The sequence below is a fragment of the Accumulibacter sp. genome (genome assembly GCF_029255285.1).
Lineage (GTDB): Bacteria > Pseudomonadota > Gammaproteobacteria > Burkholderiales > Rhodocyclaceae > Accumulibacter.
The window spans coordinates 1-16,147 of the sequence record NZ_JAPUVI010000007.1; the positions used below are offsets into that span (position 1 = coordinate 1).

The 16,147-nt window shown below is 63.5% G+C and carries 12 protein-coding genes, 6 tRNA genes and 1 pseudogene; 9 read left to right on the forward strand and 10 right to left on the reverse strand.

Going from position 1 to position 16,147, the window contains the following annotated elements:
- Positions 1 to 10 precede the first annotated feature (10 nt).
- The 3 genes from Q1M07_RS00710 to Q1M07_RS00720 form a co-directional block, all read right to left on the reverse strand.
- Positions 11 to 85, reverse strand: a tRNA-Thr gene (locus Q1M07_RS00710).
- A 39-nt stretch (positions 86 to 124) separates the two neighbouring features.
- Positions 125 to 198: transfer RNA gene (locus Q1M07_RS00715), tRNA-Gly, on the reverse strand.
- 50 nt (positions 199 to 248) lie between these two features.
- Positions 249 to 333 (reverse strand) — tRNA-Tyr (locus tag Q1M07_RS00720).
- Positions 334 to 578: 245 nt separating this feature from the next.
- Here Q1M07_RS00720 and Q1M07_RS00725 point away from each other — a divergent pair.
- Positions 579 to 1,409, forward strand: coding sequence for a murein L,D-transpeptidase catalytic domain family protein (locus tag Q1M07_RS00725; protein ID WP_300449289.1), 831 nt, complete (start codon positions 579 to 581; stop codon positions 1,407 to 1,409).
- A 33-nt stretch (positions 1,410 to 1,442) separates the two neighbouring features.
- Positions 1,443 to 1,907 carry a PilZ domain-containing protein gene (locus tag Q1M07_RS00730; protein ID WP_300449291.1) on the forward strand — a complete coding sequence of 155 codons (465 nt, stop codon included), beginning with the start codon at positions 1,443 to 1,445 and terminating at the stop codon, positions 1,905 to 1,907.
- A gap of 35 nt (positions 1,908 to 1,942) precedes the next feature.
- Here the strand turns inward: Q1M07_RS00730 and Q1M07_RS00735 are convergent, their stop codons facing one another.
- Positions 1,943 to 4,237, reverse strand: coding sequence for a mechanosensitive ion channel domain-containing protein (locus tag Q1M07_RS00735; RefSeq protein WP_300449293.1), 2,295 nt, complete (start codon positions 4,235 to 4,237; stop codon positions 1,943 to 1,945).
- An 18-nt stretch (positions 4,238 to 4,255) separates the two neighbouring features.
- Complete coding sequence (locus Q1M07_RS00740; RefSeq protein WP_300449295.1) at positions 4,256 to 5,182, reverse strand: ketopantoate reductase family protein; 927 nt, start codon at positions 5,180 to 5,182, stop codon at positions 4,256 to 4,258.
- A 499-nt stretch (positions 5,183 to 5,681) separates the two neighbouring features.
- On the opposite strand from Q1M07_RS00740, the gene Q1M07_RS00745 reads away from it, so the two are divergent.
- Positions 5,682 to 6,911 carry an MFS transporter gene (locus tag Q1M07_RS00745; protein WP_300449297.1) on the forward strand — a complete coding sequence of 410 codons (1,230 nt, stop codon included), beginning with the start codon at positions 5,682 to 5,684 and terminating at the stop codon, positions 6,909 to 6,911.
- An 82-nt stretch (positions 6,912 to 6,993) separates the two neighbouring features.
- On the opposite strand, the gene Q1M07_RS00750 is transcribed toward Q1M07_RS00745, so the two are convergent.
- Positions 6,994 to 7,773: a GDSL-type esterase/lipase family protein gene (locus Q1M07_RS00750; RefSeq protein ID WP_300449299.1), complete on the reverse strand. Its 780-nt coding sequence runs from the start codon at positions 7,771 to 7,773 to the stop codon at positions 6,994 to 6,996.
- Positions 7,774 to 8,231: 458 nt separating this feature from the next.
- Between Q1M07_RS00750 and Q1M07_RS00755 the strand changes: the two genes are divergently transcribed.
- Positions 8,232 to 8,819: a malonic semialdehyde reductase gene (locus tag Q1M07_RS00755; RefSeq protein ID WP_300449301.1), complete on the forward strand. Its 588-nt coding sequence runs from the start codon at positions 8,232 to 8,234 to the stop codon at positions 8,817 to 8,819.
- Positions 8,820 to 8,839: 20 nt separating this feature from the next.
- Here the strand turns inward: Q1M07_RS00755 and rfbC are convergent, their stop codons facing one another.
- The 3 genes from rfbC to malQ all read right to left on the reverse strand — a co-directional run bounded on the left by rfbC (position 8,840) and on the right by malQ (position 11,956).
- Positions 8,840 to 9,382, reverse strand: a complete 543-nt coding sequence (rfbC, locus tag Q1M07_RS00760) for a dTDP-4-dehydrorhamnose 3,5-epimerase (RefSeq protein WP_300449303.1) — start codon at positions 9,380 to 9,382, stop codon at positions 8,840 to 8,842.
- 55 nt (positions 9,383 to 9,437) lie between these two features.
- Complete coding sequence (gene rfbA, locus Q1M07_RS00765) at positions 9,438 to 10,340, reverse strand: glucose-1-phosphate thymidylyltransferase RfbA (protein WP_300449311.1); 903 nt, start codon at positions 10,338 to 10,340, stop codon at positions 9,438 to 9,440.
- Between the two features lie 89 nt (positions 10,341 to 10,429).
- The gene (malQ, locus tag Q1M07_RS00770; protein WP_300449305.1) at positions 10,430 to 11,956 is read right to left on the reverse strand and encodes a 4-alpha-glucanotransferase; all 1,527 of its coding nucleotides are present in this window, start codon (positions 11,954 to 11,956) and stop codon (positions 10,430 to 10,432) included.
- Positions 11,957 to 12,649: 693 nt separating this feature from the next.
- Between malQ and Q1M07_RS00775 the strand changes: the two genes are divergently transcribed.
- From Q1M07_RS00775 to Q1M07_RS00785, 3 genes are all read left to right on the forward strand, one after another.
- Positions 12,650 to 12,725, forward strand: a tRNA-Asn gene (locus Q1M07_RS00775).
- 550 nt (positions 12,726 to 13,275) lie between these two features.
- Positions 13,276 to 13,366 (forward strand) — tRNA-Ser (locus tag Q1M07_RS00780).
- A gap of 564 nt (positions 13,367 to 13,930) precedes the next feature.
- Positions 13,931 to 14,095: a hypothetical protein gene (locus Q1M07_RS00785; protein WP_300449307.1), complete on the forward strand. Its 165-nt coding sequence runs from the start codon at positions 13,931 to 13,933 to the stop codon at positions 14,093 to 14,095.
- 127 nt (positions 14,096 to 14,222) lie between these two features.
- Here the strand turns inward: Q1M07_RS00785 and Q1M07_RS00790 are convergent.
- Positions 14,223 to 14,299 (reverse strand) — tRNA-Arg (locus tag Q1M07_RS00790).
- A 575-nt stretch (positions 14,300 to 14,874) separates the two neighbouring features.
- Here Q1M07_RS00790 and Q1M07_RS00795 point away from each other — a divergent pair.
- Both Q1M07_RS00795 and Q1M07_RS00800 read left to right on the forward strand, forming a co-directional pair.
- Positions 14,875 to 15,720: a hypothetical protein gene (locus Q1M07_RS00795; protein ID WP_300449309.1), complete on the forward strand. Its 846-nt coding sequence runs from the start codon at positions 14,875 to 14,877 to the stop codon at positions 15,718 to 15,720.
- Between the two features lie 2 nt (positions 15,721 to 15,722).
- Positions 15,723 to 16,147: pseudogene (locus Q1M07_RS00800) on the forward strand (hypothetical protein); the annotation flags it as partial.

A 16,147-nucleotide genomic window follows, 5' to 3' on the forward strand; every position in this document is an offset into this window, starting at 1 on the left:
CACCAAACGGTGGTGCCCATGGACAGAATTGAACTGTCGACCTCTCCCTTACCAAGGGAGTGCTCTACCGCTGAGCTACATGGGCGTCGTTCGCAAAGCCTGAAGCGATCCTGTGGCCGCAACCTGGAGCGGGTGAAGGGAATCGAACCCTCGTCATAAGCTTGGAAGGCTTCAGCTCTACCATTGAGCTACACCCGCAAAACCATTACCCGTACACGGCTGCACAACATAACCAACAGCGGCGCTTTTGGTGGAGGGAGAAGGATTCGAACCTTCGAAGGCGGAGCCGTCAGATTTACAGTCTGATCCCGTTGGCCACTTGGGTATCCCTCCAACTAGGAACCCTAGATTCTGACGCCCTCGCGCAGATCTGTCAAACTATTTTTCGAGCCGGCCAGCATTATAGCGCAAGGTCGAGGGCACGGAATGCCATTCTCGGCACCTTTCGACCGTCGACGCCATAGAATTGCGGGGTTCGCTCTTTGCACCGCCAAGCGGCAGCGAGTCTCCGGACAGCATGCGCCTCTCGCGAGTGCACTATAATTGATCGCTTGCTTGCCACTTACAGGATCCAGACGATGCGCTTCACCACTGTCCTTCGCCCGTTTATTCTCGAGCGCTGGTGGTGCCGGGCCGATGCTGGCGGCGGCCGAGGCGGGCCTTTGTCGCGTGGCGGCGCTGGCGTATTGGCCCGGCATTTGCTGCTCATCGCCGTGGCGCTTGGTTTCGGGCCGCCGAGGTCGCTGGCCGAGCCCGGTCTGACGAGGGAACTGGCGGCGGCGGCGCCCGCACTCGACGCGAAAGCGCTCGCTTTCGCCGTCTCGGCGCTGCAGTGCGCCCAGCGCGGCGCGCTGGCGGCGGCCAAGCGCCTGGCGGTGATCGACTACTCGCTGCCATCGACACAGCCACGCTTGTGGGTCTTCGATCTCGACACGCGCAGCCTCTTGCGCGAGGAGTACGTGGCGCATGGCCGCGGATCCGGTGAAAACCTCGCCAGCCGCTTTTCGAACGAACCCGGCAGCTTGCAGTCCAGTCTCGGTCTGTTCCGCACCGCCGAGAGCTATGTCGGCCGCAACGGTTACTCGCTGCGCCTCGAAGGGCTGGAACCGGGAATCAACGATCGCGCTTTCGAACGCGCGATCGTTCTGCACGGAGCGCCTTATGTCAGTGACGAGGCGCTGCGACAGCTTGGCCGCCTGGGACGCAGCCTCGGCTGTCCCGCCGTGCGTCCAGAGATTGCCACCGAGCTGATCGACGAGATCAAAGGTGGACAATACCTTTTCGTCTACTACCCGGATCGTGACTTCCTCGCCGGCTCCAGCCTGCTCGCCTGTTCCGCCGACACGCTTTCGGATGCCGGCCAATACGCCGGATCGTCAAGCGCGGCCGCCTCGGCCGGCGAACGCTGATCGGCGCCGGCGGCAGGACGACGCAAACCGGCGATGATGGCCTCGCAGCAGGTGGCGAAGCGGCGCTTCGTCCGGCATCCGGCGGACATTCCGATCGACATCGCGATCGACGATCCGCCGCCGCGCGCGTCGCGCCGGCTGAAAGATGTCGGTCTCGGCGGGCTGGCGTGCCGTTCCGACCGGCCACTGGCGGTCGGAACGCAAGTCGTGGTGACGATTCCGCTGATGCAGCCGGTTTTCCATGCGCCATGTTCAGTGGTCTGGTGTCGCCGGCATGGGCCCGGGAACTACGAAGTTGGAGTCTGCTTCAGCGAACCGGAGGATGTCTATGCCGCCCGGCTGGTCGAACAGATCTGTCAGATCGAGCACTATCGCAAGGACGTGCTGCGCCGCGAAGGGCGCGAGCTGGATGGCGAAACGGCCGCGCAGGAGTGGATTGCCCGTTACGCCGCCGTTTTCCCGGCGCTCGACGGCTCACCGCCAGACTCTCCTCATTGACTCGCCGCCGATGGCGCGCCGGCCGAAGGCGCCGCTCAGCCATCGGGGGGAGGAACTGGCGTGAGACGGACCGGCAGCACCTGCGACACATCGAGGTGCAGATCGCGCTGCGGAAAGGGAATCGTTATTCCGGCGGCGCTCAGGCGCTTCTCCATCGCGTAGCGCAGGTCGCTGTCCACTCGGCGCGACACCAGCGTCGGCCCCAGTTCGACCCAGAAGACGAGGACGAGCAACAGGGCGCTGTCGGCAAAATCCTCGAAAAAGACTTCGGGTACCGGGTCCTTCAGTACCTGTCCGTGATCCTTCGCGCAACCGGCAATGATCTCGGCGGCCTGGTGCACCGGCGAACCGTAGGCGATGCCGATGCGGATCTCGCGCCGGATACGGGGATTGGAGTAGGTCCAGTTGACGACCTGATTCTCGAGGAAACTCGAGTTCGGCACCAAGGCCTCGACACCATCGAAACCGCGCACGGTCGAGGCACGCAGGTCGACGGCGGTGACATGACCGGTCATGCCGCCCAGCGCGATGATGTCGCCGACCCGGATCTTGCGTTCGAAGAGAATGATGATGCCGCTGATCACGTTCTTGATGATGGTCTGCGTGCCGAAGCCGACCCCGATGGCCAGTGCCCCGCCCAGGAAGGCAAAGACAGTCAGGGGAATGCGCGCCAGATTGAGGATGAAGATGACCAGAAGCACGGCCAGCGAAATCATCGCCCAGCGGCGAATCACGCTGGCCATTTGCTCGTCGACCCCGAAGCGGCTGACCATGATTCTCTGCAGCCGCTTCGAGAGCAGCGAGAACAGCCAGTAGCCCAACACGAAGAGCAGCAGTGCGCCGATGCTCTTGCCGACGGTCACCCCGTAGCTGACAGTGACCGTCTTGCCATCGACGGCGGTCGACTCCTCGACGGCGAACATCTCGAAATCCCAGACACGCTTCAGCGTCTGCGCCAACTGTAGAGCACCAAGTTGCCAGTTTTCGCTGCTCGCGGTTATCCCGGCCAAACCGAAGTCCTCCAGCCAGCGCTGCAACTGGCGCTCCAGCCGGGCGCCGGCCACGTCGAGGCGCTGGAAAGCCTGTACACGCTGCTTTATCGCGTCGAGCGCCGCAGACTCCCGGGCGCTGGCCTGGGCGTCGAGTGAGACGCTGTCGACGCGCAATTCCTGTTCTCTGACCGCCGCCCGGGCCGTCTTCTGCAACTCGTCGGCCAGGTGCTTGCGGCTCGCCAACTCGTCGCGTGCCCGGCTCAACCCGGCGAGCACCATCTGGCGGGTTGGCGCATCTTCGGAACGGAAAGCGACGTAGCGTAGTGCCCAGGAGTCGCTGGCCATCTGTATGGTCGTTTGGACCCAGTTCAGCGCCAACAGCACGACGCGATCCGTTTCCAGCTTCTGGTCGAGCAGTTGCAGCCGCGCCGCGGTCTCCGCGCTGACGCCAGCCGACTCCCTGTCCCTGGCCAGTCGCTCTCGTTCGCTCGCCCGACGGGTATTGTCGACCACCAGCCGGTCAATCTCGGCCGTCACCTTGGCCAGACTGGCTTGCAGCAGAGCCTGCTGCTGCTCGAAGTCTTCCTTGGTCAAGCGTTGCTCAGGCAGCACGCGGGCCAGCAAACGCTGCATTTCGCCGCTCAGCGTCTGCAGAAGCTTGGTTTCGAGTTGCAAGCGGTCGACCGCCAGGCCGATCGTCGTCAGTTCCGCTTCGGCGAGCTTCAAGCGCAGGCTGGACAGTTCGCGGTTCAGCCGCTCCTTGTCGGCTTCCGGCACCGTTCTGGCGCGCGCGAGTTTATCGTCCGCCAGGCGAACGCTTTCGCCGGCTCGTCGCTGCATCTCCAGTAGCGTCGTCTTTTGTGACTCCAACGCCCGTTCCGCCGACGCCAGGCTCTGCACGCGCTCCCTGGTGGCGTCGAATTGATCGCGCAGCCCGTCGACACGCAGCGCTGAATAAGGCGGCGGCCCGGCAAACTCGCTTAGCCAAGCCTGCAGACTCGCGTTTTCGGGCGGCGCACTCCTGAGTTTCTCGATCTCGTCGAGCACTTGCAGGCGTGCGCCGTAGGCGACCACGAGGCGATCGATGAGACGTTGACGCTCGGTGGCCGGCAAGCCGTCCGCTTCGGGACTTCCGCCCCCTGCCAGTCGTTCCTCGTCCTGTCGGCGACGCGCCTCGGCGAGTTGCGCCTCGGCATCCGCTCGAGGATCCGCCGCCACCGGCGTCTCCACCCCCGCCTTGGCGGGTCCGGACAGCAGTGAGGGCAAGGGAATCTGCGCCGCCGCTGGCGCTGTCAGCGCCAGCACGAAAAAGACCATGAAGCACGACCGGAAGCTCATCGGACGCAGGCCGCCGGGTCACGACGCCGCCCGGCGGCGAATTTCGTAGGCCTGCAAGTGGGAATAGGCGAGGCGGAGCAACGGCGTGTCGAGACCGGCAGCGCGTGCGCGGTCATGCAGATAGCCAAGGATATGGTCGGCTTCGGTCGGTCCGCCGCGCTCGATATCGCGCAGCATCGACGCCATCAGCGTCGAGCTTCGGTCGCTGAGTTGCTGGCCGAAGGCCGCCAGCTGTTTCTCGGCGACCGCGTGACCGTTGACTGCCGCAGCGCCGGCGCAATCGGCCAACAGGCCGGTGACAAAGGCCTCGCCGCCGACGGTCCGCAAGATGTCGCCGACACCGGCGCGCAGTGTGCAGGTGGCACCCGCGAGCGCGGAAAGGAAGACGAGTTTGTCCCACATCGCCTGTTCGACATGGTCGGAGAGGCTGAAGTCGACACCTGACGCGGCGAGTAGCTGGGCCAGCCGAGGCAGCCATGGCGAGGACGGCGACGTCAGCGGGCCGGCGATGATCCGCTGCAGCCGGTTGAGGTGTCGGATCTCGCCGTCCGGCGCCAGCATAACCGAGATCAGCGCCACGCCGCCGAGGACTCGCGAGGGGCCGAAGCGGGCGGACAAGCGCTCGATGTGCGCGACGCCGTTGAGCAGCGGCAATATCACGCTTTGCTCGCCAAACCCCGGGGCGATGGCCGTGATGGCCGAATCGAGGTCGTAGGCCTTGCACGACAGGAAAATCACGTCGAAAGGATCGATCAACTGGTCGCCAGTCAGGATCCTGGGGCTGATCTGCGCGTTGCCCAACGGGCTCGACACGCGCAGTCCCTGATCCCGCAACTGTGCGGCGCGTGCCGGTCGGACGAGAAAAGTGACGTCGCCGCCGGCCACGTGCATCCTGGCACCAAAATAGCCGCCGATACCGCCCGCCCCCAATACAAGAATACGCATCGCCAAGCTCCCGCCAGTTCGTCGAAGACAACCTGGCGACACTTTACTCCTTTTGCCCGGCTTGTCGGATAGGCCCGATGCGGCCTTCCGATGGGCGGGCGCAGGCGAAAAGAGACGCGGCAACGTGATATTCGAGCGGCGGCTCCGGCGCCTGCCTTCGACTTGCTCGAAGGTCCGATCGAGCCGGTTTGACAGCGCCGGGAGAGCCACAGATACTGTCGCTGCGGCGCCTCGTTTTGTCATCCCAACCGCACACGGTGCGCGGGCGGTCGGCGCCGTTTCCCCCCCGTCCACCGAAAGGCAATTCGATGCCACTGCTCGCTCCGCTGGACCCCGCTGTCACCCGTGGCCTGAAGCCCGCACCGATCCCCGTTGCTCGTCCGGCAGCGCGCGGCGCCAAGCTCGTCGAGCCCGGAAGGACCGATTCCTGCCACACCCGCGGCGGCCCCCGGCGACGCAAGGGCCGGGCGTTTGCCGCGGCGTTCCCGCAGGAATGGCGATGACCGCGACCGCCCTACCCACGGCCCGCGATCTCGAAGTGATTTCTCTGGTCGGTTTCGCGCATGGCGTTTCGCATTTCTTTCATCTCCTGCTGCCACCGCTCTTCCCTTGGCTGATGAGCGACTTCGGGCTTAGTTTCACCGGTATCGGTGCGACGATGACGATCTTTTTCACCGTCTCGGCGATCGGTCAGGCACTGGCCGGGTTCCTCGTCGACCGCTACGGTGCGGCGCAGGTCCTCAGCGGCGGCATCGTCTGCTTTTCGATTGCCGCGCTCTTGCTTGCCGCCGCCGACGGTTACGCCGGGTTGGTCGGGGTCGCCGCACTGGCCGGGCTCGGCAACAGCGTTTTCCATCCGGCCGACTTCACCGTCCTCAACCGCCATGTCTCACCACCACGACTCAGCCACGCATTTTCGGTACACGGTCTTTCCGGCAACCTCGGTTGGGCGCTGGCGCCGGTGTTCATGACCGGAATAGCGGCAACGGCCGGCTGGCGTTCGGCCGCGTTGGCCGCTGCCGGCCTCGCCGGGCTCGCCTTGGGCGTGCTGTTCTGGCGTCGTCGCAGCTTGGCCGACCCCCTGCCGAGCGCGCAGATCGGTTTTTCCGGGCCAGCTGGCCCCATGTTCGCGTTCTTGCGCTCGGCAGCGGTATGGCTGTGCTTCGCTTTTTTCTTTCTGATCACCACCGCTTTCGGCGCAATCCAGAACTTCGCAACGCCCATACTGCAGAATCTGCACGGACTGTCGCTCGCTGCCGGAGCGACCGCCCTGTCGGCCTATCTTGCGGGCGGCGCCGGGGGCATCCTGACTGGCGGTTTCCTGGCGCAGAAAGGCGATCAGGAACGGCTCATCGCTGCCGCGCTCGGCACCGGAGCACTGCTCGCGATTGCCCTGGCGCTGCTGCCCTTGCCGGCCTGGAGCGTGTTGCCGCTGATGGCCGGCATCGGCTACGGCACCGGAATCGCCGGCCCGTCGCGCGATCTGCTCGTGCGCCGGGCGGCCACCTCGCGTTTCGGTCAGGCGGCCTACGGGCGGGTCTACGGCTTCGTCTACTCGGGCCTCGACGCCGGTTTGGCGCTGGCGCCGCTGGCTTTCGGCGGCCTGATGGACGATGGGCGTTTTGCGGCGGTGTTGGTCGGCATAGCGCTGCTGCAGGGAATGGCCATTCTGACCGCTTACCGGGTCGGCGGACTGATGCGGCACGGCACCGCCTCACCGCTGGCCTGAATGCGGCAGGTGTCGATCATCAACGCCGCCGCAGGCTGCTGGCGAAGCCAAACCGCCGTTCGCTGTCGCCGGCCGACACGCTTCAGGCGAGGCCGCATGCTTCCAGAGGCGCTTGCCAGCATTTCGCGAGGCGGTTGAAGCCAGGTATCGTCGGATGCAGTTCGTTGGCCCAGTCTTCGGCTTGGAGGGTTCGGCGCCCGTCGACCAGCCGAACGCTGGGTGCCCGTGCCCGGACTTCTTCGAGCGCCAGCCGAAAGCGATCGATGAGCACGTTGACCAGCCCCTGCTGCAGGTTTCGCGTGACCTGGCACTGATCCATCGGAAACTGGAGCCACTGTCCGAGGCCGAGGAAGCCCTCGCCGTTCGGACACGCGTAGTCGTAGCCGTGAATGAAGACCGGGGTGCCCGGGATTTTCTTCTCGACCAGTTCGACGACGCTCAGCAGCGCGTCGCGCACCCGCGTGAAGAGCTGTTCCGGCTGCCCGCTGCGCAGGCACGCGTCCGGCGAACTCGAATTGCGGCAGTCGGCGAGCAGCACCTGCGGCAGATCGTCGCTACCCGCAAGATCGTTGCCCCCACCGGAGAGAAACACCGCCTTCAGGGTCTTGCCATAGCCCTTCGCCCGGTCGAGGTCCTTTTCGATCTGCGCCCGGATCGGTCCGGATTGGTACTCGACTGCCTCTGCCCCGTTGTGCCCGCGAACCAGCATGACGTGCGTATGGCGGCGGTTGAGGATGGTGTGCAGCGGAGTGGCCAGATTGTTCTCCGGATACCAGAACCACGAGTCGCCGATCGCCAGGATGGTCGGAAATACCGCTTCGCGTTTCAGGATCGATTCGTTCCAGACAGGGCCGTTGATCATGTCGCTTCCTCCGGTTGATTGGTTGGCTTCGAGCAGCGCGCCCGGCGCCGTGCGTACATAGTTCCACATTGCCTGCCTGCTCCGCAAGGGGCGTGGCGTGCGCCGAGCGCGGCCGGCGGTGGCCGGCCGCGGGGCAATTTCGAGCGCCAATGGGCCGGCGTCACGGCCCGTCTACTGTTTCTCATCGGCTTGCCCGGCATGCGGCCGCCGGCTACCAAACGCGCTCAAGGCAAAACCCGCAGAGGTACGTCCCGCTCTGCCTTTACCGTGCCCGGTTAGAAGTCGACCTTGCCCCGACACGGCCGTTTCCAAGGATGCCAAGGCCCAGGTCGCGGCCAAGTCCCGGTTCGATCTGGAAGTTCGGCCACTACTGTTCTCCCGGCCATCCACCCGATCGGTACCAACTGCGCCGAGTTTTGAAACAAAATACCACCCCCACCACCACGGAAGGAAGCACCATGTCAGCCCTGCCTAGCGACGCCCTCGATCAACTCTTCGCCAATGCCCGCACGTACAACGGCTTTTCCGCCGAGGCGATTCCCGAGTCTACGCTGCGGCGACTCTACGACCTGATGAAATGGGGTCCAACGTCGATGAACTGTCAGCCAGCGCGGCTGGTTTTCGTCACCACGCCGGAAAGCAAGGCCAAACTCGCGCCAGCGCTTTCTCCCGGCAACCGGGACAAAACACTGGCCGCCCCGCTGACAGTCATCATCGCCACCGACAGCCGCTTCCATGAATTCCTGCCGACCATGTTTCCAGCTTACGATGCGCAAGCGATGTTCGTCGCCAATGCCGAACTGGCCGCCAGTACGGCTTTCCGTAACGGCAGTCTGCAGGGCGCCTACCTGATTCTTGCTGCGCGAGCTCTGGGACTCGGTTGCGGTCCGATGTCGGGCTTCGACGCCGACAAGCTCAATGCGGCATTTTTCCCCGATGGGCGTTGGCGCGTCAATTTCCTCTGCAATCTCGGCATCGGCGACCCGACGAGCCTGCATCCGCGCGGTCCTCGGCTGGCCTTCGAGGAAGCGTGCCGCATCGTCTGACGGTCGTTGTCGGACGCCGCTCAGTCGTAGACTTCGGCCAGGGAGAGCGGCGTCCCCTGCTGGTCTCTGGCCGACAGCGTCGGCTCCCCGACCAGTGGCCAGCGGACGCCGATGTCAGGGTCGTTCCACCGGATGCAACGCTCATGCTCCGGCGCATGATACGCCGTCGCCTTGTACTGGACATCTGCCGCCTCGGAGAGGACCAGGAAGCCATGCGCGAATCCCGGCGGCAGCCATAGCATGCGGTGATTCTCGGCCGACAGCTCGACCCCATGCCAATTGCCGAAGTGCGGCGACGAACGACGCAGATCGACGGCCACGTCGAACACTCTGCCGCTGCTCACGCGCACCAGCTTGCCCTGAGCCTGCCGGATCTGGTAATGCAACCCGCGCAGAACGCCCTTGCCGGAGCGGGAATGATTGTCCTGGATGAACTCGACGTCCAAGCCAAGGCCGGCAAATACCTTGCGGTTCCAGCTTTCGAGGAAAAAACCGCGTTCGTCGCCGAACACCTGGGGCTCGACGATCCAGAGATCGGGAAAACGGGTCGCTACGAGTTTCATCGGCAACGCCTGGGGGCGGGTGACAGCGAAAAAAGGTGAATGACGACGCGTTTGGCTACTCGTTCAACAGTGCGAGCAGATAGTCCCCGTAGGGACTGTTGGCCATTGGCCGAGCCAGCGACTCGACCTCATCGGCCGTGATATAGCCTTGACGAAAAGCGATCTCTTCCGGGCAGGCGATCTTCAGTCCTTGCCGCTTCTCTATCGTTTCGATGAACATGCTCGCTTCCAGCAAGGACTCATGGGTGCCCGTATCCAGCCAGGCATGGCCGCGGCCCAGCATCGACACGGCGAGATCACCCCAGGCCAGGTACTGGCGGTTGAGATCGGTGATCTCCAGTTCTCCGCGGGCCGAAGGCCGGAGTGTCCGCGCCACGTCCAGCACCCGCTGGTCGTAGAAATAGAGCCCGGTTACCGCGTAGTGGGATTTGGGGCGCGCCGGCTTTTCTTCCAGGCTGACGGCAACCCCATCCCGATCGAACTCGACGACGCCGTAGCGTTGCGGGTCATTGACGCGATAGGCAAAAACGGTTGCCCCATGCGACCTGGCTTCGGCCGCCCGCAGGTCGCGCGCGAGATCGTGACCGTAGAAGATGTTGTCGCCCAGGATGAGGGCCGAAGGTCCGTTGTCGATGAAGTCGGCGCCGATGATGAAAGCCTGCGCCAAGCCGTCCGGGCTGGGCTGCACGGCGTATCGGATGTTCAGTCCCCAGGGCCGTCCGTCACCCAGCAACTGTGCGAAGCGCGGCGTGTCCTGCGGTGTCGAGATGATCAGGAAGTCTCGAATCCCGGCCAGCATCAGGGTCGTCAACGGATAGTAGATCAGTGGCTTGTCGTAGATCGGCAGCAGTTGCTTGGAGACCGCCAGCGTCGCCGGGTACAGGCGCGTGCCGGCCCCCCCAGCCAGAATGATGCCCTTTCTGGGAGAGCGCGAAGCCGCCGCGGCGGCGGGCCGCACATCGACGTTGACCTTGGGCTCCTGCGGCACAGCGGCTCCTCAGTCGACCTGTCTCGCGGCGCTTCGGCGACGGCACCGAGAACGTGGCTTCAATCGCGTCGCCTGCCGTAGAGCCGCGCCATTTCGGCCAGACGTTCGGCGTGCTCGGCCGTCACCCACTGCCAACTGAAACGCCACTCCCACGAGCCCTCGCTGCGGCTCGGCTCGTTCATCCGATGTGTCGAGTCGAGACCGAGCACATCCTGCATCGGAATGATGCAGAACGCGGCGACCGACGCACAGGCGAGGCGGATGAAATTCCAGTGCGCGCCCTCGTTCGCCGTCTCACCGACACCGAGGTAGGCGAGTATGTGCTCGCGCTCGGAGTGCGTCAGCGACCGCCACCAGCCAACGGTCGTGTCGTTGTCGTGGGTGCCGGTGTACACCACGGTGTTGGCTTCGTAGTTATGCGGCAGGTAGGGGTTTCGGGCGTCACCGTCGAAGGCGAACTGCAGGATGCGCATGCCGGGCAGCCCGATCGCCTGACGCAGCGCATCGACCTGCGGAGTGATGATGCCAAGATCTTCAGCGATGATGGGCAGCCGGCCCTGCGCGTCGCTCAACTCGCGACGCATCGCCGCGAACACCGCTTGCCCAGGCCCAGGTCGCCAGACGCCGTCGATCGCCGTCTCGGCGGTGGACGGAATCTCCCAATACGATTCAAAGCCCCGAAAATGGTCGATACGAACGATGTCGCAGAGTCGCATCGTTTGCCGCATGCGCTCGACCCACCAGCGATACTCTTCACTGGCATGGGCCGGCCAGCGGTAGAGCGGGTTACCCCAGCGCTGGCCAGTGGCGCTGAAGTAGTCCGGCGGAACACCGGCAACGACACGCGGCCGACCCTTCTTGTCGAGATCGAACAGCTCCGGGTGCGACCAGACATCGGCGCTGTGAGCGGCGACGAAAATCGGCAGGTCGCCGACCAGTTCGATGCGCCGCGCGTGGGCGTAGGCTTTGAGCTTGACCCATTGCTCGTGGAAACGCCACTGACAGAACTTCCAGAACTTCATTTCGTCGGCGTACTTGACTTGCGCTTCGCGTAAGGCGTCCGGCCGGCGTTGCGCCAATGGGGCCGGCCAGTCCTGCCACACCTTGCCGTCACCGCGCATGGCCATGTCGAGCGCCATGAACAGAGCGTAGTCGTCGAGCCATTCTTGGGCCGCACCGCAAAAGCTTTCGAAAGCAGCCAGTTGGTCGGCGCTCTGGCGGCCGAAGAAGCGCTTGGCCGCACGGCGCAGGCGTGCCACACGAAACTCCCGCACCGCCGCGAAATCGACCCGGGTCTCAGGGAAGGCGGGCGGAGCAGACAGGTCGGCATCGGTCAGCCAGCCGGCGGCGCGCAGTTGCGTCAGGTCGATCAGGAGTTCGTTGCCGGCGAAAGCCGAGGGGCTGATGTACGGCGAATTTCCCGGCCCGACGCTGCCCAGAGGCAGCACCTGCCACAGCGATTGGCCGGCGGCGACCAGCCAATCGACGAAGTGGTAGGCCGCCGGACCGAGGTCGCCCGAGCCGTGCGGGCCGGGCAGTGAGGTAGGATGAAGGAGAATACCGCTTTGGCGGGGAAGCGAAGTCATGCAGGTCCTCTGTGGTGAACCGGGGGATCGGCCGCTGGTCGGCCAGGAAAAAACCGTAATCGTAACCGGTATTTTCTCGCTACGACAATGTCGCCGCCTTCGGCTCGGGGCGATCGCCTACGCAGAATTCATACCATTGATCGGCGCCCGGTCGGAGAAAACCAACTTGATCAGCGACTCGCAACGGCTTTCGTTGCGGTCGGCATGCCGAGTGCGACGGTTAGAAGCCACTGACCTTGTCGCGGACCTGCCGTATCGACTCGATGACGCCGGCGCCGCCAAGTTTCCTCCACGCCGCAGGCATGGGCTCAACCATCCAGGTGACGATGCTTCCCTACAGAGCCAGAACATCTCACAACACCTTCGTCCCCGCCAGCGGTGTCCCTTGCCGCAATTGCTTCTCTGTGCCAGGCACAGGATGGCGCACACCGCCATGATCAGAATCCGCGCCAACGAGTAGCGTTGTGTACCGCCTTTCCGCCCGTTTGACAACCCGGGAAGTTACCTCCATCAGTGTCATTCCGCCGTACTCGCAAGCGAGCGATTGGACGAGATTCGGGAAGGATATACGACATCATGTCATACAGCACTGATTATAAGGCAGTACTCTCAACAGATAACGACATTCGCGTAAAGCGCCAGCCCTGATGTTGACGGGTAACCGGCAAATGAATAGAATATTTTCTCGTTAGTTCCTCGATAGCTCAGTCGGTAGAGCGTCGGACTGTTAATCCGTAGGTCCCTGGTTCGAGCCCAGGTCGGGGAGCCAAATAAATCAAGCGCTTAAGCCCGGTCAGACGATCGGGCTTTTTGCTTTCTGGCCTTCGGTGCACGTCGAGACTATTCTGTTGTCGCCCGAACTCATGCGGCCATTTGCGTAGGCAAGCTCGCCGCAACCCGACGCTCTGCTTGGCGGCCGTGATGCTCCCGCGACCACTCACAAGGAAGGCCCTCCTTGCCCCCGCGCCAGCGCATCCGACCCATGGCCGCGGCTTGACCCAAGCGACGGAAGGCTTACGATCCCCATAAGTATCGCCGTCCAGGGGTTCGATCCAGCGGGGTTTATCTGTCGCGGATACGCCAGCGCTCAAACCCAGCACTTTCGGCGCGGGAGATAGACTCCATTTCTTGCTCGCCAACCACTGGCGACCCACCGTAGTGGTTCAAAAAGAGAACGGCACGAACGGCGGCGGCGAACTCGCCAAAGACCGGCCGTCCAGCGCTCCAGCCTATTGCCCTCCGGCCTGATCGATGGTCAAAGGCTACCGACTCGATCTTTTGGCGTTCACGCGACCTTCTGCTAGAATTCGCGGCCTCCCGGAGAGATGGATGAGCGGTTTAAGTCGCACGCCTGGAAAGCGTGTGTGGGATAACATCCCACCGCGGGTTCGAATCCCGCTCTCTCCGCCAAACATAATCTTAGGCTTCTGATAAAATTAAGATTTTTTATCAGTCGTCCTATCGTCCCGGCAATCGCGCTTTGGGGGGATGACTTGCCTACACGTGCAGCGGAAAAGTTGCTCGATGTCGCACACGGGCCCCTGAACAAGTCAAGCCATCAAAACACACCCCTTGTCTTTTCCCCTTGCCTGAGTATCAGCTCATCGTCAGCGTGCTTGAGGCAACCGAGGTAGGACTTGTTACTCGTGCAATCAAGTGCAGCGCGTGACTGTCGCATTCAGCCCGGCCGGCTGGAGGCCTTTTTTGACCTGATGCAGTCCCCGCCATGCCGCCTTCCGGGTGGACACCGGTCCGCTTGGCGTGGAACTTGAAGCGCATGGTCGAGTTGCGCCGGGAGCAGGGAAAATCGAGGGCGAAAGCCGTCCGAAAGGTCGAAAGGTCGAAAGGTCGAAAGGTGGACGAAATGCCGATCATTCATCCCGCATTGTGACATTTGGCGGTTACCGCCACTCCACGCCCGTCAGGCGGCTAGAGGACCCAACGCTGCTGCCCGGGTGCACGAGCGGAGACATCATGTCGCACTACTCGCCAGCCGAGCTTGGACCGCTGATTCCCGCTGCGAACGCTGTGGAGCGGAGCCGGGAGACGCCGACGCTGCTGCGCACCAACGACGCCGCCGCGCGGCAAAATCCGAAAAGTCACGCCGGGCAGAAATCGACGCCAATGCTTTTCGGGTAACCCACACTAGGCGTAAAGGGAGAAGCTTGCCCTTCTCGGCCAGACATGGTGCCGGCTTCTATTCAGGAAACATTAGGTTACGAAAATATAAAAGGGCTGGGTCTTTCGACTCAGCCCTTCTTGTTTTTGGCACGCCCGGAGCGATTCGAACGCCCGACCCCTTGGTTCGTAGCCAAGTACTCTATCCAACTGAGCTACGGGCGCCTTGCCATGTTCAAGCCGGAAATTATACAGAGGCGACTCGCTCGCCTCAAGTGCTATTGTCGATAATTCACGGCCAACGACTCTCGGCCAAGCATCTCCCTCGCCACCACCACGATCTGCGCCTGCCCGTTGCCGATGGCGGCGAGCGGGGTATCGATCTGTTCCGTTCGGGCAACGCGGCTCGAGGCTGGCAACGAACTCGGCGGCCGCTCCGATTCCGGGCTGGGCGTCGATATCCGGCTGCCGACGCCCGTCGCACGCCGGATTCTGGCCGGGCCCGCTGGCCAAGTCCCCTGGCCGCGAAGCGCCGGACCAAACCGGTCGGTTTGCGAAATTGGTCAAAAAAACAACAGCACCCTCAACGAAGTAAACGCATAAACTCCTGAATAACCCGGCCGGCAGTCCGGTCGGCTCAGGCGCTGCCCGCGGCTGCGGGAGTGGCGCCTGACGGGGAAGCAGGGGGAACGAACGACGGCGGAAGGGAACGCCGTCGGAGGGCAAGCGGGAGAGCCCGGCCGGCCGGCCGGGAAAGTCCAGGCATCAACGATTTCGCTGGAGCTCGAGGGGGGCGACGAATGCGGATACGCGTGGCGCTGTGTTTCCTGGTGGCAAGCTGGGCCTTGCCGTTGGTCGCCTACGACCCGAACAACCGCGCCGAATACCTGGCCAAGGTCCAGGAAGCCAAAGCCTACTACCAGGAGAAATGCGACCAGGTCGCCGGTCTCCGGATCTACAAGACGGTGCCCGATGTCGAGGGCTTACTGCTGCTGAAGGTCCGCCCCGAACGCACCGACCGCCAGCTCGCCGATCCGATGTGGCCGGGGGCGGCGTTCGGCCGGGAGGTATACGGTGATTCGTACATCACCTCGTTTCTGGGCTACGAATACCGTGCCGTGAAAGATGGCGTGGTGTCTTCGTGGCGTGGCTACATCAACGTCGACAAACGCCCCGGCGGCCTCCCCGGCTACCGCTGGGTCGAGGTGATCGACGAGAAGGACGGGCAGCGGTACCGGTATAGCGGATCGGTCAAGGTGGTCGGAAAGAAAGACACCACGGCCTACAACGTCCAGTTGGCCTTAAAAAAGGATCCGGACTACGACCTCAATGTCTACCGCTGGTCATTGGACAAGTCCCTCTCGCCGAGCAAGACCCCGCCCCGCTACGCCGTCACTTTCGAAGACCACGTCATCCCCGAGGAGCGGGCGCTGTGGGTGGCGAGCAGCACCATCAAGGTGCTCGACCTCCAGACCCGCGAGGTGTTGGGCGAGATGACGCGCTACGCGATCAGCTACATCCATTCGCCGCGCCAGTCGATGCCGTGGCTGAATCATTCGATCTGTCCAACAATGCAAATGACAGGTGATCTCAACAGCTCTCGCAAATTTGTTGACCAAATTCTGATTCCGAAGAAGGAGAACTGACCATGGCGGCTCCCTCGATTCCTGAAATGCTCAAGTATGCCAACCTGCAAATGGCTTCCGAGGCTTTGTACGACTTCCGCGCCAAATTGACGCCCGACCAAGCTCCCGGCGATTTAACCTCCGCCACTGGGCATTACATCGGGATAATTGATCCGCTTTGGCTCACCACCGGCAACGAACACGCCAGCCGATTCACCCCGACCGAAGCCGCGAAGTTTGCCGGAGACTGGATCGTCGTCGACCACCTTTCCAACACCAGCACGGGTTTCAGTGGGACCTTGTTCAAGAATCAGCACACGGACGAACTCGTCCTCAGCCTGCGCAGCACCGAATTCATCGACGACGCACGACGCGACAGCGTGGCGACCAACAGCCTGGAGATCAAGGCCTTCGGCTGGGCCTTCGGCCAGATCAGCGACCTGGAAGC